The organism is Hwanghaeella grinnelliae (assembly GCF_004005845.1).
GTDB classification, from domain to species: Bacteria; Pseudomonadota; Alphaproteobacteria; order UBA8366; family Aestuariispiraceae; genus Hwanghaeella; species Hwanghaeella grinnelliae.
Genome location: NZ_SADE01000001.1, coordinates 235,262 through 258,431, shown reverse-complemented (window position 1 = coordinate 258,431; position 23,170 = coordinate 235,262). Strand labels below are relative to the sequence as shown.

Sequence of the window (23,170 nt, the reverse complement as noted above, 5' to 3'; positions counted from 1 at the left end):
CTGGGGTGCGCGTATCGGCCTACGTGGTTTCGTCTTCTTCTTTCTCCAATTCATCACGGCAGCCGAGAACCGTCGCCTCGACAATTTCTTTTAGCACGGCTTTATCGTCGATCCCCCGAACGTCCTTCAGGTAAAGCGTGAGATTCATCCGTGCCACACCGGACCGTTCCGCGTTCCGGGCATCCCGCCCCGGCAGTGTCTCTAGGGCTCGGTAGAGAACCGCCTGCTGGATTTGTTCGGCCTGCAACTCGGCGGCTTTCACATCTTCCCGGAATTTGGCCGTGACCTGCGGCCCCATGGGGCCGACCGCCTCCACCAACCGCCGCCGCACCGTCCGAATCGGCCCTATGACCTCTTTACGCCAGCCTTCAACAAGCCGATCGAGACGCTTCACGCCGGCGCCATCCAATCGCACCCCGGAAAATCCGACCCAACAGCACAACAGCATCAAGTTCACATCCGCGCCATACTGGTCCTGGGTTTCCAAGCAGGCTTCCCTCACTGCCGAAGAGCTATATGCCGATAGGGAGAACTGCCAAAAGGGATTGTCCAGCGCCAAGGATTCCGCAGCGGGTGGAAAATCTTCCGCCGAAAGATCCGGCCCTCGATCATCAGTCATTCGGCTTCTCCCAACACCACCGGCACCGCATCCCCAAAACTGACGCCCAAGGCCCGTGCGGCGCGAACCAACGGACCGTCGACAGCTACATTCGCATAGGTCGCGATAGCCTCTTCAATAGGAACGTCGTCTACCTGCCGGTTCCGCCAGACGACCGTTCGGTCAAATCGGCCGGAAGCGACAAGATCGACTGCATGGGTTCCAAACACCGTCGCCATCAGACGGTCCCGTGGGCTCGGTTGGCCACCGCGCTGAAGGTGCCCTAAAACCGTCACACGCAGTTCCGCATCGACCCGCTTTTCCAATGCCTCACCGAGGGCGTGTCCGACCCCACCGTACCGCCCTTCGCGGGCAACTACCTTCCCGTCCGGCCCAGGGCAGGCTTCAGCGACCACGATTAGAGCGAAGTTGCGACCTGACTGGCGCAATGCCTCGATCTTTTGCACGACATGATCGATGGAATAGGGAATTTCCGGAATCAGGATGATATCCGCACCACCGGCAATGCCGGAAGCTAGTGCGATATGACCCGCATCGCGCCCCATTACCTCCAGAATCATGATTCGGCTATGGCTCGCGGCTGTCGGCTGCAGCTTGTCCAGCGCATCCGACGCCACCTGGACGGCCGTATCATATCCGATCGACACCTCCGTCGCACCGATATCGTTATCGATCGTTTTCGGGATACAAACCAGATCAATGCCGCCTTGCTGCGCGAGTTTTCGAATGATCGCCTGGCTACCGTCCCCTCCAATGGCGATCAGAGCATCCAGCCCCAGACTGCGATAGCCCTCGATAACCTCGTTGCTCCGGTCCTCGACGGTCCCGTCCGAACGGGGAAAGGCGAAGGGATTGCCCTTGTTTGTCGTGCCCAGCAAGGTTCCGCCCGAGCGCAACAAGGCCCCATCGAAAAGGTCCGTGGTCAACGCGCGGGCCTGTACCGGCCGTTGCATCAGACCGGCCGTCCCCTGTTCGATACCAAGGACTTTCCAGCCAAAGCCGACGGCGGCCCTGTAAGTGACGGCGCGGATCGCCGCATTCAGCCCCGCACAGTCCCCGCCACTGGTCAGAACACCGATCGCCTTGATATCTTTTGGTCCGTCCATTCCGTTTTCCTTAAATTTCGAACTTGCCCCCGGCGAAGATACCGGTGAAAAGCATACCCGAACCGCGAGACAAGTGTGTTATGCTGGCGGAGGCCCTCGTTACCGGTATTTGAGATTTCTGGCATCCATGGATTTTCAGACTGAAGAGCAGATCCAGCATCGGATGGAAGAGCTGCGCTTGGAACATCGAGATTTGGACGATGTAATCGCGCGGCTGTTGGAAGAAGCCCCTTTCGACCAACTTCAAGTCCAACGGCTGAAAAAACGAAAATTGCTGCTCAAGGATGAAATGGCACGCCTTGAAGCCATGCTCATTCCGGACATCATTGCCTGATACCACCGGATTGCTGCGGCAATTTACGTTCGGCTGCTGATAACTGCGATAACTCGCTCTGTCCTGGACGCATGTCGACGGCAACCCAAACCACCGCGAGATCCGGGTTGGTGCCATGCACCCTTATCTCCGCCGGTATTGCTTCTCCCAAGGCTGTTCCAACATCTTTGCCGGGCACACCGACCAGCAGAACGCCGAACATGTCGTCCGCCACATGGCCGATGACCGAGTTGGGGATTTGCGTCAGCCTACGGCCAAGTTCCTCAACAAGTTCATCCGCCGTCGCCCAGCCAAGTTTCCGGCGCGTTTCAGTGAAACCGTCGAGCCTGACGAGAACAAGGGAACTCTGCCCCCCTTCCTTTTCATCCAAGGTCGACAACCGGGACAATTGGCCCAGGAATCCCTTACGGTCGAGCCAATCGCCAAGATCGTCTTGACCCAATTCGCCTTCAAGGAACTGTATGCGTCCCTCGGCAAGTCGAAGATCGTCATGCAGTAAACCGATCTCCTGAATCAAATCGGCCAGGGCATGGCGGACATTACCGTCAATTTCAGCCTCGTCCAAACCGTGGATTTCCGCGATATCCCGCGGTTGTTTCCGCTGCCTCTTGCGGCGGTCCGGCAGGTCCCGTCCAACCGGCTCCACTCGGTCAGCCGACGCGTCATAAGCGCGAACCTCCGGCGTCGACCGCACAGGGTCCACCACCCTGTCGGTGCCGATCTCGCGGTTTCGCCGGGTGGTCAGATACTGGTCAATATCCCAAAAATCTTCGTCGGACATGTGCCCCCCTATCGGGTCTGATATTACCACCCCTTGCGCAGGGCCGCACGCCGCCTATACTCCGGCGCTTTCCCAGCCAAGTTATTGCCTTGGCGCAATCCTGGCACAAACTCCGGACCAGCATATCCGGGCAAGCATAACGGGACAGCGATGGATAAGACACCGAAGGTCGGCATCATCATGGGTAGCCAGTCCGACTGGCCGACCATGCGCCATGCGGCGGAAACACTTGAGACGCTCGGCGTTCCTTTCGAGGCCAAGATCGTCTCCGCGCACCGAACGCCCAAGCGCTTGGTCGAATATGCCGAGACGGCCCAGGATCGTGGACTTCACGTGATCATTGCCGGCGCCGGCGGTGCCGCCCACCTTCCCGGGATGGCCGCTTCGATGACCGCCCTGCCCGTCTTCGGTGTCCCGATTGAAAGCAAAAGCCTGAAAGGACAGGACAGCCTGTTGAGCATCGTTCAGATGCCGGGTGGCATCCCCGTCGGAACACTCGCAATCGGCAAACCCGGCGCAATCAACGCGGCCTTGCTGGCAGCCTCGGTCCTGGCCTTGCACGACCCGGCCATCCGAACGGCGTTGAACCAATGGCGAATTCGGCAGACAGAGGCTGTTGCCCAGGAACCGCAAGACGAAGACTGATCATGGCGACGAAAAAAACTTCCTCTGGCCCGGTCGCACCCGGCGCCTGTATCGGCATTCTCGGTGGTGGCCAACTGGGTCGTATGACCGTCATCGCAGCGGCCGAAATGGGGTATCGCTGCCTGATTCTTGAACCCCAGGAAGGATGCCCTGCCAGTCATGTGGCGGAACACATCGCCGGTTCATATGAAGATGAAACCGTCCTGGCCCGCTTTGCGGAGGCTTGCGATGTGATCACGCTGGAATTCGAGAACGTTCCCGTCGCCGCCCTGAAGTATCTTGAAGATCGTGTCCCAGTGCGCCCCGGTTCTCATGCCCTGAGGATTGCGCAGGATCGAATTCTGGAAAAGCAGGCCTTGAACGACGCCGGGATCGGCACCGCCCCGTGGGCGGAGGTGACGGATGAGGCAAGCCTGGTCGCAGCGATTGAGAAGATCGGTCTTCCCGCCGTCCTGAAAACCGCGCGTTTCGGGTATGACGGCAAAGGCCAAGCGATGCTGAAACCGGGCGACGACCCGTTAAAGGCCTGGAAAGATCTGGGCGGTGTGCGATGCATCCTGGAAGGCTTCGTCGATTTCGACTGCGAGGTTTCCGTCATTACCGCCCGGTCCGCCAGTGGTGAGATTCGTGCATTTCCAGTCGTGATGAACGAACATCGCAACCACATCCTGTACAAGACGCACGCCCCGGCGGACCTGCCCTCCGCAACGGCCCGGGCCGCCGAGGAAATCGCTGACAAGGCAATCGAAGCGCTGGACCTGACCGGCCTTCTGGCGGTGGAAATGTTCGCTTGCCATGACGGGTCTGTCTTGGTGAACGAAGTGGCCCCGCGGCCACACAATTCCGGCCATTGGTCGATCGACGCCTGCATGACCAGCCAGTTTCAGCAACTGGTCCGCGCCGTCTGCGGCCTGCCTTTGGGAAGTACCGAGATACTGCGCCCGGCTGAAATGACGAACCTGCTTGGTGATGAGATCGACGATTGGGAGGCCTTTCTGGCCGAACCGAACGCGCAACTGCATCTCTATGGCAAGGCCGAGGCGAAACCTGGCCGGAAGATGGGTCACGTCACCCGCCTTAAGTAACGGTCCCCGTCAAGAAACCGCCCACCACAGAAATCCACCGATTATCGCGCCGATATTCAGTGCGGGCAGAACCATTGCCCCAAACAGCGCCAGGCCATAGCGGCCCTTTCTATGGGCAGCCAATCCGATCACCACGGCGGCAAGCCCGGTAACCGGATAGAACAGGCATGCATTGAGTGTGAATGCCGGCATTTCAGCGATCTTGGCGTTGATCAACAGTGCCGCCGATACGAAAAGCGCGGTCAGCGGGCAAAGCGCAATCGCGGAGAGAATGACGGCATTGCGGGCATAAATACTATCCGCCTGACCGGAGACAATGTCGTCCTGTTCCGGCCGCAGGACCTTGTACATATTCCGCGGCAGGTTGCGGAAGAACCCGTCCCCGCTATGCGCCATTCCGACATCCCTTAAAATTGCACGCGTATCGCGTGAACAATCCGCCGCTGTTCCGGTCAGCTATTTGCCCGAACGCCGTAGTTTCGGAATGCCTTAGCCCGCCGAAACGGATAGCCCAGGACCGCCGAAAGCCTGCCCGTCAGTTTTGGGACTTTCATTACATCGGCAATCCGTCTGTCCAGAAAGGCCCATGTATCGCGAAAATCCTCGGACTTGTCGTTCAGCCAGAACAGCACGGTGCTGGAATAGACGCCCGCCAACAGCGCGCGTTTGGAATAGAAATTCCAATCGGTCGCCGTGTCGCCTGCCTGGAACCACATTTCGTCGACCGTGCGGTAAAGTGCCTGTGCCGCCATGGGCGCATTCTGGGGAAGGGCAAGGAAGGCCATCGCCTTACGAATTGCCTCCCGATGCGGTGCGTTCTGCTCCAGCCGTACCCGCACCGCCGTCGCGATCCGATCTCTAATCCGCATGCCCGGCAGGTCCATTCCCGCCAGTGTTTCCGCCATTTGCCGGTCGGCGTGGCGCAAGTGCCATGCGATCATGTCGCGCGCACCGTCCGGAAAGGCGCGCATCGCCGCGGCCGCATCCAAACCGATATCCTCCGCACCGCGGATCGCCGCCTCGCGCCCCCACCCGTCGAAGGGGACATGGGATATCGCCGCATCCAGAATCGCGTCCCGCAAGGCGGCCGGGTCAGCGCCGCTCAGGTCAGGCTTCTTCGACTTCGCGGTCATCTTCGACCTCCATCAATATCTTGGCGCGCTCAGGTATGCCGAAGCGCATTTCTTCTTGGAACAGCAGCAGGGACAGATCATCCATCCGCTGCGGATAAAGCATGCCGTCCAGATGATCGATTTCATGCTGTAACACACGGGCATGAAACCCAGCGACAGTCTTGTCGATGACATCGCCGCGCGGTGTAATCGCTTGCAGCCGCACCGAATTGTATCGCGGCACCAGCCCGGTCAGACCAGGAACGGAGAGGCACCCCTCCCAGCCATAGACCTTTTCCTTGCCAATTGGCGTCAGGACCGGGTTTACCAACGCAGTCAGGGGAACTTCTTCTTCCCCATCCTCAAGCCGGGACTGCGACACCATATAGACGACGACTCGGGCCGGAACGTGGACCTGGGGTGCCGCAAGGCCTGTACCGCCCGCGTCTTTCATGGTTTCGATCATATTGGCCACCAAATGGCGGATTTCCGGCGCCGTCGGATCGGCGACCGGTTCGGCCTTGTGGCGCAGGACGGGGTGCCCCATTCGGGCTATTTTCAGAATTGCCATATCTTCTTTATGGTATCGGTCCGGCCTAAGGTAAAGGGTGGTGCGGCATACGGAAGCATCAAGCATACCCCTTTTCAGGTCGGAATCGCTGTGCTATACGCTCGCCACCGCGGGGAAAGCCCCGCGGATATGGTATCTATTGCCATTTGATAATTCTATCGACCCTGAAAGGTGGTGAAAGCAGTGCAGGTTTCCGTACGCGACAACAACGTTGACCAAGCACTTCGCGCTCTGAAAAAGAAGATGCAACGCGAAGGCATCTTCCGCGAAATGAAGCTTCGTCGGCATTTCGAAAAACCGTCGGAAAAGCGCGCGCGCGAACGAGCTGAAGCCGTTCGTCGTCATCGCAAGCTTCTGCGCAAGCGGCTTGAGCGGGAAGGCTTCTAGAGCAACCCCACTCATATCGGCACGGTTTCACACCGATCCGGTTGCATCAGGCGTCCTCGGGCAAGCGTTCGGGGGCGTTTTTGCATTTTAGGGCCAGGCATTCATACCAAGTGGCCGCCCCGCCGCTTTCGAATTGGGTCTGACACGGCGGGCAAACGCCCCCTACACTCACCGCAACATCAGATCAGCGACGGTGGTGAGTATGACATCCAAAAGCACAAAAGAACCATGGTCCGTGGACGCCCCGGACTATGGGAAAAGCTTGAAAGGCATCGGCTTCAACCTGTTGGTGGCCGACATGGCGCGCGCCATCGAATTCGCGAAAACCGTCCTGCAGGCCGATACCCGCTATTGGAACGAGGACTTCGCGGTCCTCGCCTCGAACGGCGCCGAATGGATGCTCCACGCCGATCACACCTATTCCGACAATCCACTGCTGGGTTTCGTGCGGGACGAAGACGGCACCCCAATCGAGGGTCGCGGCATCGGCGCGGAATTTCATCTATACAATCAGGATCCCGATGCCGCCGAAGACCGTGCCAGGAAATTCGACGCCATTGTGCTCGCCGGCTGCCTGAACAAACCCCACGGCCTCCGCGAATGCTGCATCCTGGACCCGGACGGCTATTGCTGGGTCGTCAGCCGCCCCTTGGCGGAAGGAGAGGTATAATCATTAACCAGCGCGCGACCTTCAAGCTGATGAATTCAACTGCTATACAGGTCTCTGATTGGGCCGATTGGTGGTTGTTTTATGGGGGGTAGGGGCAATGCGTGTCCGGAAATGTCTTCGGGTGACCGTTACTGTTGCGCTGGTGGGCGCGCTGGTTGGGTGCCAAACCACATCCAACGTGGGCACGGCATCGACATCCGTTCTGGAAAAACCGCGTTTCGAAGCCGAAAGCGGCCGCACCGTCATCTTCATGAAACCTGAAGGTTTCACTGCCGCATCCTATGTCGAAGACGTAACCCGATGCCGCGAGAAAGCCGCCAAACTGGCCGAGAACTATACGCCTCCCCCGAGCAACACGGGCGGCGGCGGAGGATACTATGGCGGTGGCGGTCTGCTTGGTGCGCTGATTGCCGGTGTTGTCGTCGGCGTAGCCTCGGGCGTTGCCACGGCTGCCAAGAGAGACGAATACGAGGACAGGCGTTTTGAGGCCTGCATGGAAAACGACTACCAGCAAGTTTACCTGCCCAAGTCTTTTGAGCGGCGATACGCAAAAGCCGGTTACGACGATGAAGAACGGGGGGAAGTGCTGGCAGAATTAGTGGAAAGCGACGTATTCGCGGAATTCGCGGCGTGGCAAACGGTTCTGCAAAAAGACGAACTTTCGGCCTATAAAACGCATGCCGCGCTATACCCTGACAGTCTGTTCGGCAACCTACCTGCGAGTGTCGTGGCCTATCGCGAAAAAACGGCCGCTCGACTGGACAAATATCGCCGTGACGCTTTTGCGCGTGATACGACCTTCTTCTCCTACGGCCTCAATCAAGATGGGTGGGTATTCAAGACCAATAACGATGGAGAGCTTGTGGTCGATTGCTCCGTTCGCCAATTCGCCAAGGCTCGTTTGTACATTCAGGATGGATGGGTTCAAGGCAGTATGGAGATCGATAACCAACCTGCCGTCCAGCTCTTGGGCCTCATTGAAGAGGATGGAACGTTCAGTATAGTCGGCGACTGGCCAACAGAAGACCCATTGGTAATATTGGGTGAATTCAACGAGGGAGAGACGCTGCAGGGCCTGATCGGCAGCGCCAAATCGAAGACATGCGACTTTGGCGTTGTTCGCTTCGTTCTCTATGAACCGGATAACGGCGAAGACCCACTTTTCGCAGAGAGTGAATTGCTACCGCTTGAGGAAGTGACAAAACTGGCATCGGAACGCATCGCCAAAATAGAACGTCAATGAGGGCCGCTCTGTAGAGCCACACTATTCCTGCTGCCGGTAAACGATATCGCGCAATGTGGCCATGCCGAGCGGATGACGTTCTGAATCGACGACCAAGGCGCGGTCCATGCCGACGCGGACCAGCAGCCGAACCGCGTATTTGACGTTCATGTCGGCGGGCAGCGTCAGGACCGGTTTCACCATGATTTCATAGACAGATGTCCGCAGCGTGGAACGCCCTTCGGAAATCACCTCACGCGCGATGTCGTCTATCACGATCAGACCGAATTCGTCGGCCAGATCACGGCGGTCGACGACCAGGGATGTCACGTTTGACTCCCGCATAACGTCGATTGCGTGCTGGACCGGGGCCATCCGGTCGATGATGTGCAACTGCCGCACCATAACGTCGGCGACGCTGGTATATTCTTTTTCGCTCATCCCATCCTCCCAACGAAACAGGGCCCGCAGGCTCCGTCAAACCTCGTCCTTGATCTCGTCCAGCATGGCGTTCAACTGCCCCCGCAGGCCGACGGCATCCTCTATATCGACCTGCAAGGCAAGCCCCATGTTGCGGTCTTCCTGCAGCTTTCCGCCCTTTTCGATCGCTTCCAGAATCCGGCGCGCGCGCTCGGCAACCACCAGGAATAGGACGATGTCCCTTTGGCCGCTAAGGTCCAGGCCGAAGAAGGTCTTCTCCACCTTCAATCCCTCCCCATGCGCGTTGTTTATGACGGTGGCGCCGGTCGCTCCCGCTTCACGCGCCGCATCGATGATGTCATCGGTAACCTCGTTATCGACGATCGCTATCAGCAGCTTCATTTTCATCTGCTCACTCCTTCTTGAACTCCGGATACCTCGCGTTTGGCGCGCCAGGCCGTGATGGCAACGTCCATCTGTACGAACCCCATGACCGTTATCATCGGAAACAAACTGGCAAAGGCGATCAGGCCGAAACCGTCCAATATCGGGCTGCGTCCGGGAATTGTCGTCGCCAATCCCAGCCCCAGCGCCGTTACCACCGGCACAGTCACCGTCGATGTCGTGACCCCACCTGAATCATAAGCAAGCGGCACGATCCACTTGGTCCGGCCACGCGCCACGAAGATCGTCTGCAGGACCACGATGGCATAACCGGCCACGATATAGATGTAGAGCGGATCGCCGGTGACGATGCGGAAGGCGCCCAGCGCAACCCCGATCCCGACCCCGACCGCCACGGCGATCCTGAGCCGCGTGGCCGGCAAACCACCGGCAGACATCTCCTGGGCCTTGATGGCCACCGCGATCAGCGACGGTTCAGCGATGGTGGTCGAAAACCCGATCGCCGCGGCAAAGGCATAAACCCAGAAATACAGCGTCCAGTCCGCGCCGGCGCCAGCAACGGAGCCAACAAAATCCGGATGCGTCAGTTGTAGCGCCATCGCCTCCCCAACAGGAAACAACGCTTGTTCCAGCCCGACAAGAAACAGGGACAGGCCAACGAGGACATAAGCAAAGCCGCCGAGAACCCGCCCGATCCGTTTCGGTTTCTCACGGATGACGAAAAGCTGAAATCCCAGCAGGACCGCTGCGATCGGGAGAATGTCGAACATCGTCCGGCCGAGGGATTCGAACAAGGCGACCAGCAACGTCATCCGATCCACCCCAGCACGATCCCATAGACCATGACGAAGATCATCGGCGACAAGCTCGCCATGGCGATCAAACCGAACCCGTCGATCATCGGATTTCGCCCACGGATAACTGTTGCCAAGCCGACCCCCAGGGCCGTGACCAGGGGAACCGTGATGGTCGACGTCGTCACACCCCCGGAATCATAGGCCACCCCGATGATCTCGTCCGGCGCGAAAACCGTCATGAATGCGACGAGGATGTAACCGCCGACGATGATATAAGGCAACGGCCAGCCCTTCAGGATGCGGATCACGCCCAGGACAAGCGCCGCGCCGACCGAAAGGGCCACCGTGATGCGCAATCCCATGGCGTAATTGCGCATTGCCTCAGCTTCCCGGGCAAGAACGCCACCTTCCGCGGCGGCCTCGGCAGCTTCCTTGGCGACCGCGATCAGGGCCGGCTCGGCCGCCGTGGTGCCAAACCCCAGACAAAAGGCAAAGGACAGAAGGGCCCACAGATTCCCCTTCTTCGCGAAGGCCTGGGCCATATCCTCTCCCAACGGGAAAAGGCCAAGCTCAAGTCCCTGGACGAAAAAAGTGAGGCCGACGACGACGAGGATCAGGCCCGGAATGACTTCACCGAGATTGGGAAACGGTTGCTGCAGGACGAAGACCTGAAAAACGAAAATCACGAGGATGATCGGCGCTAAATCCCTGAAGGATGCGAGCATGAGCCGCGCCAATCCGAGAAGCTGAGAGCGCATTCCCTATCCCGTATCCATCCCAGACCGTGCCGTGCCGGCCGAGCCTTCCACCACGCGTCCGCAGGCCGTCACCCCTTGTTTGTGGCATGCTGCGCCGCAACCGCACAAGGGTTCAAAACCCCAGTCCCAACAGAAAGGGCCCGGCAAAGCCGGGCCCTTTCATTCCTTGAATTACCCGTAGGCCGGTCAATCCATTGCGCCGACGATCTTTTCGCAAACGTCCTTGGCATCGCCGAACAGCATCACCGTGTTGTCCTTGAAGAACAGCTCGTTTTGCACCCCGGCATAGCCCGTCGCCATCGAACGCTTGATGAAATATACGGTGCCCGCCTCTTCAACATCAAGGATCGGCATGCCATAAATCGGGCTGGTCTCGTCCGTCTTTGCCGCCGGGTTGGTAATATCGTTCGCCCCTATGACGAAGGCGACGTCAGTCGAAGAGAAATCGCGGTTGATCTCTTCCAATTCCATGACATCGTCATAGGGCACGTTCGCTTCCGCCAGCAGCACGTTCATATGCCCCGGCATACGTCCCGCCACCGGATGGATGGCGTACCGTACCGTGACGCCGGCTTCCTTCAACTGATCGGCCATTTCACGCAGTGCGTGCTGCGCTTGTGCGACCGCCATGCCGTACCCCGGCACGATGATCACGCTTTCGGCGTTCTTCATGAAATACGCCGCATCCTCGGGCGACCCTGAAGTGACCGGGCGGTCGTCATCGCCACCGGCAGCCGCCGCCGCGCCGCCTTCCGCGCCGAAGCCGCCCAGGATCACGTTGATGATCGACCGGTTCATGCCCTTGCACATGATATAGGACAGGATCGCGCCGGAAGACCCGACGAGCGCGCCGGTTACGATCAAGGCCGTATTCGCCAGTGTGAACCCGATGCCGCAAGCCGCCCAACCGGAATAACTGTTCAACATGGAAACGACGACGGGCATGTCGGCACCGCCGATCGGAATGATCAACAACACGCCGATCACCAACGACAACACCACGATCGCCCAGAATGCGACCGGTTCCTGCGTGGTGCAGAACCAGACGACGAACGCAATCAGCAACAAGCCCAAAAGCGCGTTCAGAGCATGTTGGCCTTTGAACATCACCGGTGCGGACCGGAAGATCGCCTGCAGTTTGCCGAAGGCGATAAGGGAACCGGTGAAGGTCACCGCCCCAATCGCCGTACCGAGAGACATTTCAATCAGGCTTCCGACCCCGATCTTGCCCGGCGAACCGATTCCGTAGGCTTCCGGTGTGTAATAGGCCGCCGCGGCAACAAACACCGCCGCAAGACCGACCAGGCTGTGGAACGCCGCCACCAGCTGCGGCAAAGCCGTCATCTGGATTTTCAAAGCGATCACGGTTCCGATTGCCCCCCCGATCAATATGCCGGAGATGATCAGTCCGTAGCTCAATACACTCGGCATGGCGATCGTGGTTATCACCGCGATCAACATACCGATGATGCCGTACAGATTACCCTTGCGCGCGGTTTCGGGCGACGACAGGCCCCGTAGAGCCATGATGAAACAAATTGCCGCCACCAGGTAGGCGTAACCGGCTAAATTGGCCATCTTTCAATTCCTCCTTGATCCAGATGCCGGGCCGGTCAGCCCTTGCGTTCTTTTTTCTTGAACATGGCAAGCATGCGGTTCGTCACCACAAAGCCACCGAAGATATTTACGCTGGCCAGCATCACCGCGAGGAACCCAAATATCTTGCTGATATTCATGTCCATCGGGCCCGCCGCAATCAGGGCGCCGACGATGATCACGCTGGAAATTGCGTTGGTGACGCCCATCAGCGGCGAATGCAGAGCTGGTGTCACACTCCAAACCACGTAGTAGCCGACGAAACAGGCGAGTACGAATGCGGTAAACAGAAACAGGAAAGGCGATCCCGTGGTGGCGACCACTTCACCCGCGCCGGTTCCAGTCATTTGCGCCGCCTGGACGGCAAGGGCATCCGCTTGTGCCGCCAGTCCTTCCGCCTTGCTCGAAAGCTCTGAAATCTTGTCGAGAAGTTGTTGCTTATCCATCGCCTACTTCTCCTCCCCGGAATCAGTGGGTGTTTCCGTCGATGTTGCATCCGGTTTCGGGTCATCCCCGTCCGGCGTATCAGTCGGTGCTGCCTGTTTGGTGGCATCCGCCTTCTTAGCGGCTGATTTCTTTGCCGAAGATTTTTTGCCAGATGATTTTTTGGCGGATGATTTCTTAGCCGCACTCTTCTTTGCGGCTTTCTTCGCAGTCGTTTTCGCTGGAGCGTCTCCGCCGGACTTTTCGGCGTTGGCCTTTGCCCGTTCCTCAACGATCTTGCCGTCCCGCGTGACGAGGGACCCCTTGATGATATCGTCCTCGTAATTGATCGCGAGCTTGCCGGTTTCCTTGTCGATCAAGGGTGTCAGGAAGTTCAGCAGGTTTTTCGCGAAAAGCAGGCTGGTTGTCTCCGGCACGCGGCTCGGCCAATTGCCGTGCCCGACCAGGGTAACGCCGTGTTTGACGACAACCTTGCCCAATTCGGTCAGCGGACAATTGCCGCCCGCTTCGGCCGCCAGATCGACGATGACCGACCCCGGCTTCATGCTTTTCACATGGTCTTCGGTAACCAGAACCGGCGCCGGACGCCCCGGGATCAGGGCCGTTGTGACCACGATATCAATTTTCGGGAGCGTCTTGGCGACGAGTTCGGCCTGCTGGCGCTTGTAGTCGTCGGACATTTCCTTGGCGTAACCGCCCGAGGTTTGGGCCTGAAGAAATTCGTCATTTTCAACCGCGACAAACTTCCCGCCCAAACTTTCGACCTGTTCCTTCGTGTCGGGGCGTACATCCGTCGCGTACACCACGGCGCCGAGCCGTTTGGCGGTCGCGATCGCCTGCAGTCCTGCAACGCCGACCCCCATCACGAAAACATTCGCGGGCGTAACGCGTCCGGCCGCCGTCGACATCATCGGCACGGCGCGGCCATATTGCTCAATCCCGTCCAGAACCGCCTTGTACCCAGCGATATTCGCCTGCGACGACAGAATATCCATCGACTGGGCGCGCGTGATGCGCGGCACAAGTTCCATGGCGAATGCCTGTACGCCCCCGTCCGCGCATGCACGTACGAGCGCGCCGTCGATCAAGGCATTCATCTGGCACAACAGAATCTGGCCTTTGCTGAAGAGCGCGACCTCATCCTCGCCGTCCGCCGCCGTCATCGGGCGTTGGACTTTTAACACCACATCGGCGTCCTTTACGGTTGCCTCTGGTGTGGCTGCTATTTTCGCGCCGGCTTCCTCGAAAACCGCATCGGAAAGGGCAGCGCCGTCACCGGCCCCTTTCTCAACGGTCACGGTGCAGCCGAGATCGGTGAATTTCTTGACGGTTTCAGGCGATGCAGCTACCCGCCGCTCCCCAGACCGCCGTTCTTTAAGAACTGCGATTTTCATGAAGGCGTTTGTCCCCTCGCTGATCGGAAGGCGCGAATCGCCGACCGTTACCAGACGTAAATTTTACAGGAAGGTATCAGCTATTGGCCGCACTGGGCTAGACCGTCCTCCCCCGTGAACACTCTAATGACACCGCGGCGCAAAAAAAAGACGGGTACGCCTGTCCTTAGGTCTAACGTTGGGCAAGCCAAAGAATAGACCGCAACGAATTGACGATTGCCGCAAAGCGTGATGACCGTCATTGCTAAAGCCGGGCACCACGCAATACCGTGCTTGGTAATCGGCCGGCAAACATCCGCCTTCTATGTAGAATTTTCTTTTTGGAACAGTTTGTTATGCAAAATTTTGACGCGCTTCCCGTACAGGACTTGGAAAAGACGGAAAGTTTGGTTCAGGCACTCGGCGAGGAAAGATACCTGGATTTGATTTCCCTGGTTCCGCCCGAAGTGGAAAAGATCCTGGAACGCTACAGGGTTCCGGAAGGCACGGATAGCTCAATACTGGAATTTGTCGGCCCTGACCGGCGGCGCGACGCCCATACGCTGAAAGGGCTGGCCGGGAATTATGGTTTGTCTCGCCTGGAGCATACGGCAAAGGCGTTAGAGGCAGAAAACCTTTCAGATGAGGAACTTGACCTACTGTTGGGCAGACTGCAGACATGCGTTGCCGAGATCATAACGATCGGCAACAAATAAGGGGTCGGCGTACTGGTATGATACGGTAACGATGTGGGGGCAGCGTTGCCGACTGGTTCATATGCCAGCGATGTCAGAGCCGAAAAACTGGGGGATGATGTTATGAAGGTTCTTATCGTCGACGATAGCTTGCCGAATGCGTTGCTGATCGAAGACCTGCTGCGGAAATTGGATTTCGTTTATACGGTCGTCTTCACCGATCCAGTCAAAGCATTGAATTGGGCCGCCGTCGAAACACCAGATTTGCTCGTCCTTGACTACATCATGCCCGATATCGACGGGTCCGAGTTCCTGAAGCGTTTCCAGTCCATCGAACGGAACCAGCATGTTCCCGTGGTCGTGGTGACAATCGACGACAAGCAATCGACGCTGCACGACATGCTGGAAGCCGGCGCCACCGACTTCGTCCGCAAACCCGTGGATGAAGAGGAATTGGTTGCGCGCTGCCGTAATCTTCTGCGTATGCGCAGCTACCAAGGTGAGCTTCAGAAAACGGTCGAACGGTTGCATGTGATGGCGACCATCGACTCCCTGACCGGGGCCTGCAATCGCCGACACTTCCTGGACCGGCTGGAAACCGAGGTCGCCCGCGCGCAACGGTTCAACGAGCCACTTTCGATCGCGATGCTGGATGCAGACCATTTCAAGTCGATCAACGACACCTACGGCCACGCGGTTGGCGACGACGTGCTGCGCGCGCTAACACGTGCCTGTGTTGAGATGCTTCGCCGGCACGATATCGTGGGCAGGCTCGGTGGCGAGGAATTCGCGATCTGCATGCCGGAGACCACGATGGACAAAGCGCAGATTGTCTGCGACCGCCTACGCCAGAACATCGCGGGCCTGAACGTGAAATCCCACGACAACGAGGTTAAATTCACGGTCAGCATGGGGGTGACACAGTACAGCCGGGGCGGCGATTCCACAGAATCCTTCATGTCCCGTGCCGATGCCGCCTTGTATCAGGCCAAAAACCAGGGCCGGAATCAGGTCATCCTCTCGATCGCCGACGAAAACGGCAACGACCGCGCCTAGTCTTCCACGGCAAACCTTACCTCTCGCTCCTATGTCGAAGTGACGGGGAAGTGAGAAGGAAGTGAACCGCCCATGCCGGCAATCCGTCTACTATCCTTCACAAAGTGATGCCGTGAGAGAGGATAGAGCAATGGTTCGTTGGAACGGTCTGGCAGGATTGTTGATCGCCTTTTGGGTTGGCTTCGGCCCGCATGTTGCCTTTGCCGCGCCGGATGGGCTTCAGGTTCTGACATCGCCTTATGGGTTCAAGGAATTGGAAGAGCGCCTTGGCAAGGCGATTACCGATCACGGTATGCTGCGCGTGTTCAAGGCAAGCGCCAGCGCGGCGGCAAACCGGCGGGGCGTCGATCTTCCGGGGGATAGCGTCTTCGGGATCTATAGAAACGACTTCGCTGTCCGCATGATCGAAGCCAGCCAGCTTGCCGGCACGGAGGCCCCGATTCTGATCCATGTGATGGAACAACCCGACGGCACGGCCGCCCTTGCCTATAAAACGCCGAGCAGCGTCTTCGCGCCCTATGCCGACGGCGGCACCGCACTGACCGCATTGGCACGCGAACTGGACACCATTTTTTATGCCATTGCGCGGCAGGCTGTCGCGCCATAGGCCTGGAAGCTAGGCCGGACTTACAGACCAGCCTTCGTCAACGCGGATTTCTGCCGTTTTTCCAAGACTTTGACATCAAAGTCGGCAATCAGCTCATGGAACAGGCGGTACCAGTTCACCTCCGCCTTCAAATGCATGAAGACCGACCCCAATCCAATGGCCGCGCGGTCCATCAGGACGAATTCGCGCGGGGGCGTCACACCGCCCAGTTTCCGAAGCTCCACATGGACCTTATGCGCCACCGAGGCTCCATACAGGCCGCTATCGCTTTCCTGGATCTTCTGTACCTTGTCTTCCATCAAGGGGGCATAGATGAAACCTGCCCAGATGTTCAGCACTTCCAACAATTCGTTCGACAGGTTTTCGAAGCCCCAGGTCTCATAGGCATGGACCGCAAGGTCCTGATCCTTATCCCGCAAGGCTTTGTAGAGACTGATTACCCCTTCGACAAAACTTGGTGGAAAAACGCGGATACAGCCGAAATCGAGCAGATTGATGCCGTGATCCTGGCGCACGGCATAGTTCCCCAAATGCGGGTCACCATGGATCACCCCGTAATAATAGAACGGCACATACCAAGCCCGGAACATCGCAAAGGCGATGTCGTTCCGGACCGATAAATCAGCCTCGGTAAAGTCCATCAACGGTTTGCCGTCCAACCAGTTCATCGTCAGAAGCCGGTCGGTGGTCAAATCCAGCACCGGTTCCGGTACGGTTACGCGATCCTCATCCGCCAACATCGAGCCGTAAAGGGTCATTGCCCGTGCCTCGCGCTGATAGTCGAGTTCCTCGCGAAGTCGCTCCGAAATCTCCGTATGAATTTGATTGGTGTTAATAGCGTTGTCGTAACGCTCGTAAATGGAAAAAATCAGCTTCAACTGCCGCAAATCCGCCTCGACCGCTGAGGCCATGTCCGGATATTGCAGTTTACAGGCAACCTGTTCGCCCTCAGTCGTAACGGCACGATGGACCTGGCCTAGGGATGCCGCATGGGCGGCCACTTTTTCGAAGTCATCGAACCTTTTCGTCCAACCCGGCCCCAGTTCGGTCGTCATCCGGCGTTTGACGAACGGCCAACCCATGGCCGGCGCATTAGACTGTAACTGCTGTAGTTCGTCTACATAATCGCGGGGAAGAGCATCGGGGATGGTCGCCAAGATCTGCGCAACCTTCATCAACGGCCCTTTCAAGCCGCCCAAAGCCAATTTCAGATCCTCCGCGTGACGGGATTTGTCGAGTTCCATGCCGAGATACCGGGCGCCGGCCAGTCGCGCCCCGACGCCGGCCATGGCACCGCCAACCCGCGCATAACGCTTTACCTGACCGGTAAGGCTCTTCTTCTCAGACATGTCGTTCGCACCTCAATGGAGACGTTGGTCCCGCTCGTCATAAACTTGGTTGTTCCTGCCTGTTTACGCCAGTCCGGCCCGGGTGGACCAAAAGACGCATACGGGGCCGAAACCATGGAAGACGATTTGTTGCGAAAATTGATCCAAGTCAAAGCGAACCGCTAGGGATGTGAAAGACTGTTGATCAACAAACGACCTGACCGGTGTCGGCTGCCTTTCCCCGCAGACACATCCGGTTCTTTCGAAAATGACGAAAGGAAAAAGGACGCAACAGATTCTCCCGGACGGTTCAAAGGACCGTCTCATCGTTCCCCAGGCTTCTGTCTGACAGTGACATCGGTCCGAAAACAGCCGGTTCCAGCACCCAGTACAAACCGTTCTTATCCCCAATCGTTCCCAGAACGGGTTGTGCATAGTCAGACGGAAGCCTGTCACAGTCGCCTCCCGAGCACGGATAAAGGTCAAGCTCCCTATACACGTGCTCGAGACTGGTGGGCCGAAGCGCCATCGCTTCGGCCCTTTTTTTGTCCACTGAGCTTCTAAATCGTCAGAAACCTTGCGCCACAAGCCATTCGGCAATCCGCGCCGCGACCTGCGGCCAGGACCGGTCCAGCATCATGCCATGCCCCGTATTCTCGAAGAATTCCGGCCGCCGCCCCAAGCGACGCCCCGTGGACCGCACAAAGGCTTTGCGTATCAACGTATCGTTCGCCGCACCGAGCACGAGGACCGGCATTTTGTCTTTCCAACTGTCCGGCCGCAGCCGCATCGCGCCATGCATGTCCATCGTTGCGCGTCGAGATTCGCCATCCATCTGGTTGAAGTGACGCGCCAAGACTTCGGGGTCGTCTTCCGCCGAGAACAAAGCGCCGCGCATTACATCGAGGGAGGCCCATTTGGGGTTCATCTGCTGAAGCATCGCCACCTCACCCAGCAGAGAGGGATTCCACATCGCCAAGCTCAGCGCCGGTCCGGCAAGACCGGTCGGCGGCACTGAAGCCAGCAGGACAAGGCCCATTGCCGGCTGGTCCTGCAGGAAACGCATACCGACAAAACCGCCCATGGAATGCCCGATAATCACCGGCGGCGCCGGCAGGTCCTCAATCACACTTCCCAGGTCGGTCGCATAGTCTTCGATGCCGTAGCTGTGGAGCTTGTCGTGCCCAGCGCTCCCCGCATGACCACGGAAGCTGGGGGCGTAACACGCATATCCTTGGGACGCGAACCAAGGCAGAAAATGCTCTGCCCAACACCACGCCCCTGCAAAAGCGCCATGAAGAAAAACCAACGGCACGGGCCGCGGGGTTACCCCTTCCGGCGGAAGGGCACGAAGAATCTCCAACCCCGCCGGCATTTCGGCCGTTGTATCCGCCACATCAACTCCAACTCAATTTCAGATTATCAGAACGTCTCTTCCAGACGGTCTATGAATCGGGACACCACGCCAAGCCCTTTGGCCCAGAAGGCCGGGTCCGACGCATCCAAGCCGAACGGCGCCAGTAGTTCCTGGTGCCGCAATGTGCCCCCGGCGCGCAGCATGTCCAGGTATTTCGCCGCGAAACCTTCTTCCGCCTCCTCGTAGAGGGAGTAGAGCGAGTTCACGAGGCAATCCCCGAACGCATAGGCATAGACGTAAAACGGCGCATGGATGAAATGCGGGATGTACATCCAGAAGGTCCGGAAATGATCGTCGAACCGGAAGGCATCACCCAGGCTTTCGCGGCTGACATCCATCCAGATATCGCCCAAATCATCAACCGACAATTCCCCGTTCTTGCGGGCGTCATGGACGCGGCGCTCGAACTCATAGAAGGCGATCTGCCGTACCACCGTGTTAAGCATATCCTCAATCTTCGAGGCCAGCATCGCACGTCGCCGTTTAGGGTCCTCCGTGCCTGCCAACATGGATTGGAAGGTCAGCATTTCCCCGAAAACGGACGCCGTTTCTGCCAGGGTCAGCGGGGTATCCGCCATCAGATGACCTTGGCCACCGGCCAGAACCTGGTGAACGCCGTGCCCCAGCTCATGGGCGAGTGTCATGACGTCCCGAACCTTGCCTTGATAATTCAGCAGCAGGTAGGGATGCGCGCTGGGCACGGTCGGATGCGCGAAGGCGCCCGATGCTTTGCCGGGTCGCGCCGGGGCGTCAATCCAGCCGCCTTTGAAGAACTTCTCCCCAATGCTTGCGAGTTCCGGCGAGAACTGTCCGTAAGCAGTCAGGACCGTTGATTGCGCCTGATCCCAGGGCACAAGGCGGTCGTCCTCGTCCGGCAACGGCGCCATGCGATCCCAATAGTCCAATTGATCGGTTTCGAACCACTTCGCTTTCAAGCGGTAGTAACGGTGCGAAAGGTCCGGGAAGGCCTGACGTACGGCCGACGACAGGGCGTCGACCACTTCGTCTTCCACATAGTTGCGGAGGTTCCTGGCCGATACCGGCCGATCGAAACCGCGCCAGCGGTCCTCGATATCCTTATCCTTCGCCAATGTGTTGGTGATATAGGCGAACAGGCTGCCATTCTTCGAAAGCACCGTTCCCAAGCAATGCGCAGCGTCCTTCCGTTCTACGGGATTCCGCGAGGACATCCGGTCCAGCACCTGGGTACTGGTCAGTTCCTCGCCGTTCATCGGAAAGCGAAGGCCGGCCAGGGTCTGGTCGTAAAGGCGCACCCAAGCGCTGCGCCCTGCAACGGACTTTTCATGCAACAGGCGTTCAAGGTCATCCGCCAGTTGATGCGGACGCATCACGCGTTGATCGCGGATCCAGGGCCGGTAGGCGGCAAGCTGAGCGCTTTCGTTCAGCAACGCCTCAACATGGGCGTCTTCCAAACGGTTCAATTCCAGAGTGAAGAACAGCATGTCGGAATAGATGGCGTTCGCGCGTTCATTGACGCTTTGATAGAAACGCCCTATCGCCGGGTCGGTAACATTGCCGGAGTAGACCAATTGCGCATAGCTCATCAATTTGGAGAGAAGCTCGTCGATCCGCTCGTATTCCTGGATCGCTGCCGCCAACTGGTCACCGTCCAGGCCATCCATCCGCCCGGCAAAACTTTGTTTGAACAGCGATGCGCTCGCCGAGGCGGCCGTCAGATCCCCTTCCAGGGAAGGATCGTCCTGGCCCGGATACAAGTCGGACAGATCCCATTCCGGCAAGTCACCAAGGGCCTTCGCGGTAGAAGTGCTTTGCGCATCGCTCATAGTATCTTTACTCCACACCCTGGAAATTTCTATCTTCAAACTAGATAGAAAAAGGCCGTAAGGGCTGGAATACAAGGGCCGACTCAAAAACTGGGCTAAATCGAGCCTTGGCCCCAAGGGAGGCGATACGAATGGTGGACTACGCGCAGGCGCCAAACCTGCCGACAATGTTCTTCGATCAATGCGACCGTTTCGGCGATGCGCCCTTCCTTTGGAACAAGCGCGGCGGCAAATGGATCCCACGGACTTGGTCAGAAACGGCGGACGAAGTCGTTCGGTTCGCGTCAGGGCTTGCCGCCAAAGGCATCGGACCCGGCGACCGCGTCGTACTGGTGTCGGAAAATAGACCCGAATGGATGATCGCCGACCTGGCCATCATGTCGATCGGCGCGGTGACGGTGCCCGCCTATACGACCAACACGGTGGCGGACCACCGGCATATTCTGACCGATAGCGGCGCCAAAGCGACGATCGTGTCGAATAGGGACCTGGCAGAGCGTTTGCTGCCCGCAGCAGCGGACACCGCGGTGGAATTCGCAATTTTGATCGACGGCATGCCCGAAGATGGGAAGTCGGATGTGCCGGTACTTTCTTTGGCGGATCTGATGACGGGAGATGATACAGGTGCTGTCCGGGAACGCGCCCGGGACCTGGACCGCGGCGCTATGTGCTGCATTATCTATACATCCGGCACCGGCGGCGTGCCGGCGGGGGTAATGCTGAGCCACGGCAATATCATCTGCAACACTTTGAGCGCGGAGGACATGCTGTCCCGGCTGCCCGGTTTCACCATCGGTGGAGAGATCTTCCTGTCCTTTCTGCCGTTGAGCCATTCCTACGAGCACACGACGGGACAGTTCGTGCCAATCAGCATCGGCGCCCAGGTCTATTATGCCGAGGGTTTCGACAAACTTGTCCAGAATATCGGGGAAGTACGGCCGACGATCATGACGGCTGTACCGCGCCTGTACGAAACCATGCGGGCCCGGATTCTGCGGGCCGCCGAGCAATCCGGCGGTTTGAAGCAGAAGATGCTCTTTAAGACGATCGCCATCGGCAAAAAACGCTACAACGATCCGAAGTCGCTCGGGTTTTGCGAGCGCGCCATCGACCCACTGCTGACAAAACTTGTACGCAGCAAGGTTTCAGAACGGTTCGGCGGCCGGTTGAAAGCTTTCGTCTCCGGCGGCGCCCCCTTGAATCAAGACGTCGCACAATTCTTCACCGCACTGGGTCTGCGCATTCTGCAGGGATACGGCCAAACTGAAGCCGCCCCTGTCATCAGTTGCAACTACCCAACCCTGAACAAGCTTCACACTGTAGGCCCGCCGCTTGAGGGGGTCGAAGTGAAGATCGCAGAGGACGGGGAAATACTGGTTCGCGGCGAACTCGTCATGTTGGGATATTGGAACGATCAGGACCGCACGGCCCAGACGGTGCAGGACGGCTGGCTCCATACCGGCGATATCGGGCAGCTGGACGAAGACGGCTACCTGATGATCACCGACAGGAAGAAGGACATTATCGTTAATTCCGGCGGTGATAATCTTTCACCGCAACGAGTCGAGGGAATCATCTGCCTGGAGCCGGAAATCGCGCAGGCGATGGTCTACGGGGACAAACGCCCGCATCTTGTGGCTCTAATCACCCCCGATCCCGTTTGGATGGAAGATTGGCAGACGCAAAACGGCGCAATCGACGGCGCCTGGAACGACAACCCGGCCTTGCGTAAGGAATTGCAGGCAGCGCTGGACCGCGTGAACAAGAAACTCTCGGTCATTGAACGCGTCCGGCGTTTCATTGTCGTCGATGAGCCATTTTCCATCGAAAACGCCATGCTGACACCATCGATGAAAGTCCGCCGTCACATTGTGAAGGAATTTTACGGGGATCGTTTGGAGGCGCTTTATTCGAAGTAACGGACCGGTCACCCGGAT

The 23,170-nt window shown here is 58.3% G+C and carries 26 protein-coding genes; 10 read left to right on the top strand and 16 right to left on the bottom strand.

All coding sequences use genetic code 11. From position 1 onward, the window contains the following. Window positions 1–19 precede the first annotated feature (19 nt). Complete coding sequence (locus EOI86_RS01085; protein WP_127763302.1) at window positions 20–619, bottom strand: TIGR02444 family protein; 600 nt, start codon at window positions 617–619, stop codon at window positions 20–22. After that, complete coding sequence (locus tag EOI86_RS01080; protein WP_127763301.1) at window positions 616–1,725, bottom strand: ATP-dependent 6-phosphofructokinase; 1,110 nt, start codon at window positions 1,723–1,725, stop codon at window positions 616–618. Before EOI86_RS01080 ends, EOI86_RS01085 begins: the two co-directional genes overlap by 4 nt. Before the next feature lie 127 nt (window positions 1,726–1,852). On the opposite strand from EOI86_RS01080, the gene EOI86_RS01075 reads away from it, so the two are divergent. Beyond that, complete coding sequence (locus tag EOI86_RS01075) at window positions 1,853–2,059, top strand: YdcH family protein (RefSeq protein ID WP_127763300.1); 207 nt, start codon at window positions 1,853–1,855, stop codon at window positions 2,057–2,059. On the opposite strand, the gene EOI86_RS01070 is transcribed toward EOI86_RS01075, so the two are convergent. Continuing rightward, window positions 2,049–2,840, bottom strand: coding sequence for a GGDEF domain-containing protein (locus EOI86_RS01070; RefSeq protein WP_127763299.1), 792 nt, complete (start codon window positions 2,838–2,840; stop codon window positions 2,049–2,051). The two genes, EOI86_RS01075 and EOI86_RS01070, sit on opposite strands and share 11 nt — an antisense overlap. 150 nt (window positions 2,841–2,990) lie before the next feature. Between EOI86_RS01070 and purE the strand changes: the two genes are divergently transcribed. Next, entirely contained in the window at window positions 2,991–3,485 is a 495-nt protein-coding gene (gene purE, locus EOI86_RS01065; RefSeq protein ID WP_127763298.1) for a 5-(carboxyamino)imidazole ribonucleotide mutase, read from the top strand. Window positions 3,486–3,487: 2 nt separating this feature from the next. Then, entirely contained in the window at window positions 3,488–4,570 is a 1,083-nt protein-coding gene (locus EOI86_RS01060; RefSeq protein ID WP_127763297.1) for a 5-(carboxyamino)imidazole ribonucleotide synthase, read from the top strand. A 9-nt stretch (window positions 4,571–4,579) separates the two neighbouring features. Here EOI86_RS01060 and EOI86_RS01055 read toward each other — a convergent pair whose 3' ends face one another. From EOI86_RS01055 to def, 3 genes are read right to left on the bottom strand one after another with little or no spacing between them, the layout of a single operon-like run. Beyond that, entirely contained in the window at window positions 4,580–4,966 is a 387-nt protein-coding gene (locus EOI86_RS01055) for a hypothetical protein (RefSeq protein ID WP_127763296.1), read from the bottom strand. Window positions 4,967–5,022: 56 nt separating this feature from the next. Then, window positions 5,023–5,703: a COQ9 family protein gene (locus tag EOI86_RS01050; RefSeq protein ID WP_127763295.1), complete on the bottom strand. Its 681-nt coding sequence runs from the start codon at window positions 5,701–5,703 to the stop codon at window positions 5,023–5,025. Beyond that, the gene (gene def, locus EOI86_RS01045) at window positions 5,678–6,253 is read right to left on the bottom strand and encodes a peptide deformylase (protein ID WP_127763294.1); all 576 of its coding nucleotides are present in this window, start codon (window positions 6,251–6,253) and stop codon (window positions 5,678–5,680) included. Before def ends, EOI86_RS01050 begins: the two co-directional genes overlap by 26 nt. A gap of 183 nt (window positions 6,254–6,436) precedes the next feature. Between def and rpsU the strand changes: the two genes are divergently transcribed. The 3 genes from rpsU to EOI86_RS01030 all read left to right on the top strand — a co-directional run bounded on the left by rpsU (window position 6,437) and on the right by EOI86_RS01030 (window position 8,553). Further along, a complete protein-coding gene (rpsU, locus tag EOI86_RS01040) occupies window positions 6,437–6,640 on the top strand; it encodes a 30S ribosomal protein S21 (RefSeq protein ID WP_127763293.1) in 204 nt (67 codons plus the stop codon). 202 nt (window positions 6,641–6,842) lie between these two features. Continuing rightward, entirely contained in the window at window positions 6,843–7,310 is a 468-nt protein-coding gene (locus EOI86_RS01035) for a VOC family protein (protein ID WP_127763292.1), read from the top strand. 250 nt (window positions 7,311–7,560) lie between these two features. Then, window positions 7,561–8,553, top strand: a complete 993-nt coding sequence (locus tag EOI86_RS01030; RefSeq protein WP_127763291.1) for a hypothetical protein — start codon at window positions 7,561–7,563, stop codon at window positions 8,551–8,553. 21 nt (window positions 8,554–8,574) lie between these two features. On the opposite strand, the gene EOI86_RS01025 is transcribed toward EOI86_RS01030, so the two are convergent. From EOI86_RS01025 to EOI86_RS00995, 7 genes are all read right to left on the bottom strand, one after another. Continuing rightward, complete coding sequence (locus EOI86_RS01025; RefSeq protein ID WP_127763290.1) at window positions 8,575–8,973, bottom strand: CBS domain-containing protein; 399 nt, start codon at window positions 8,971–8,973, stop codon at window positions 8,575–8,577. A 36-nt stretch (window positions 8,974–9,009) separates the two neighbouring features. Further along, complete coding sequence (locus tag EOI86_RS01020) at window positions 9,010–9,360, bottom strand: P-II family nitrogen regulator (protein ID WP_127763289.1); 351 nt, start codon at window positions 9,358–9,360, stop codon at window positions 9,010–9,012. Next, window positions 9,357–10,169 carry a DUF1538 domain-containing protein gene (locus EOI86_RS01015; RefSeq protein ID WP_127763288.1) on the bottom strand — a complete coding sequence of 271 codons (813 nt, stop codon included), beginning with the start codon at window positions 10,167–10,169 and terminating at the stop codon, window positions 9,357–9,359. The genes EOI86_RS01020 and EOI86_RS01015 overlap by 4 nt, the downstream gene beginning before the upstream one ends. After that, complete coding sequence (locus EOI86_RS01010) at window positions 10,166–10,912, bottom strand: DUF1538 domain-containing protein (protein WP_127763287.1); 747 nt, start codon at window positions 10,910–10,912, stop codon at window positions 10,166–10,168. Before EOI86_RS01010 ends, EOI86_RS01015 begins: the two co-directional genes overlap by 4 nt. Window positions 10,913–11,098: 186 nt before the next feature. Then, window positions 11,099–12,490 (bottom strand): NAD(P)(+) transhydrogenase (Re/Si-specific) subunit beta, encoded by a 1,392-nt coding sequence (locus tag EOI86_RS01005; RefSeq protein WP_127763286.1) that lies wholly within the window; start codon window positions 12,488–12,490, stop codon window positions 11,099–11,101. A 35-nt stretch (window positions 12,491–12,525) separates the two neighbouring features. Continuing rightward, window positions 12,526–12,954, bottom strand: coding sequence for an NAD(P) transhydrogenase subunit alpha part 2 (locus EOI86_RS01000; protein ID WP_127763285.1), 429 nt, complete (start codon window positions 12,952–12,954; stop codon window positions 12,526–12,528). 3 nt (window positions 12,955–12,957) lie between these two features. Then, window positions 12,958–14,346 carry a Re/Si-specific NAD(P)(+) transhydrogenase subunit alpha gene (locus EOI86_RS00995; protein ID WP_127763284.1) on the bottom strand — a complete coding sequence of 463 codons (1,389 nt, stop codon included), beginning with the start codon at window positions 14,344–14,346 and terminating at the stop codon, window positions 12,958–12,960. Window positions 14,347–14,681: 335 nt separating this feature from the next. On the opposite strand from EOI86_RS00995, the gene EOI86_RS00990 reads away from it, so the two are divergent. The 3 genes from EOI86_RS00990 (at window position 14,682) to EOI86_RS00980 (ending at window position 16,683) form a co-directional block, all read left to right on the top strand. After that, the gene (locus EOI86_RS00990) at window positions 14,682–15,041 is read left to right on the top strand and encodes an Hpt domain-containing protein (protein WP_127763283.1); all 360 of its coding nucleotides are present in this window, start codon (window positions 14,682–14,684) and stop codon (window positions 15,039–15,041) included. A gap of 102 nt (window positions 15,042–15,143) precedes the next feature. Then, window positions 15,144–16,076, top strand: a complete 933-nt coding sequence (locus EOI86_RS00985) for a diguanylate cyclase (RefSeq protein ID WP_127763282.1) — start codon at window positions 15,144–15,146, stop codon at window positions 16,074–16,076. Window positions 16,077–16,206: 130 nt separating this feature from the next. Next, window positions 16,207–16,683 carry a DUF302 domain-containing protein gene (locus EOI86_RS00980; protein ID WP_127763281.1) on the top strand — a complete coding sequence of 159 codons (477 nt, stop codon included), beginning with the start codon at window positions 16,207–16,209 and terminating at the stop codon, window positions 16,681–16,683. A gap of 20 nt (window positions 16,684–16,703) precedes the next feature. Here EOI86_RS00980 and EOI86_RS00975 read toward each other — a convergent pair whose 3' ends face one another. The 3 genes from EOI86_RS00975 to EOI86_RS00965 all read right to left on the bottom strand — a co-directional run bounded on the left by EOI86_RS00975 (window position 16,704) and on the right by EOI86_RS00965 (window position 21,233). Further along, window positions 16,704–18,032 (bottom strand): ABC1 kinase family protein, encoded by a 1,329-nt coding sequence (locus EOI86_RS00975; RefSeq protein ID WP_127763280.1) that lies wholly within the window; start codon window positions 18,030–18,032, stop codon window positions 16,704–16,706. Between the two features lie 547 nt (window positions 18,033–18,579). Next, window positions 18,580–19,407 carry an alpha/beta hydrolase gene (locus EOI86_RS00970; protein ID WP_127763279.1) on the bottom strand — a complete coding sequence of 276 codons (828 nt, stop codon included), beginning with the start codon at window positions 19,405–19,407 and terminating at the stop codon, window positions 18,580–18,582. A gap of 26 nt (window positions 19,408–19,433) precedes the next feature. After that, a complete protein-coding gene (locus tag EOI86_RS00965; protein ID WP_127763278.1) occupies window positions 19,434–21,233 on the bottom strand; it encodes a M3 family oligoendopeptidase in 1,800 nt (599 codons plus the stop codon). A gap of 131 nt (window positions 21,234–21,364) precedes the next feature. Here EOI86_RS00965 and EOI86_RS00960 point away from each other — a divergent pair, with 131 nt between their 5' ends. Next, a complete protein-coding gene (locus tag EOI86_RS00960) occupies window positions 21,365–23,152 on the top strand; it encodes an AMP-dependent synthetase/ligase (protein WP_127763277.1) in 1,788 nt (595 codons plus the stop codon). Window positions 23,153–23,170 lie beyond the last annotated feature (18 nt).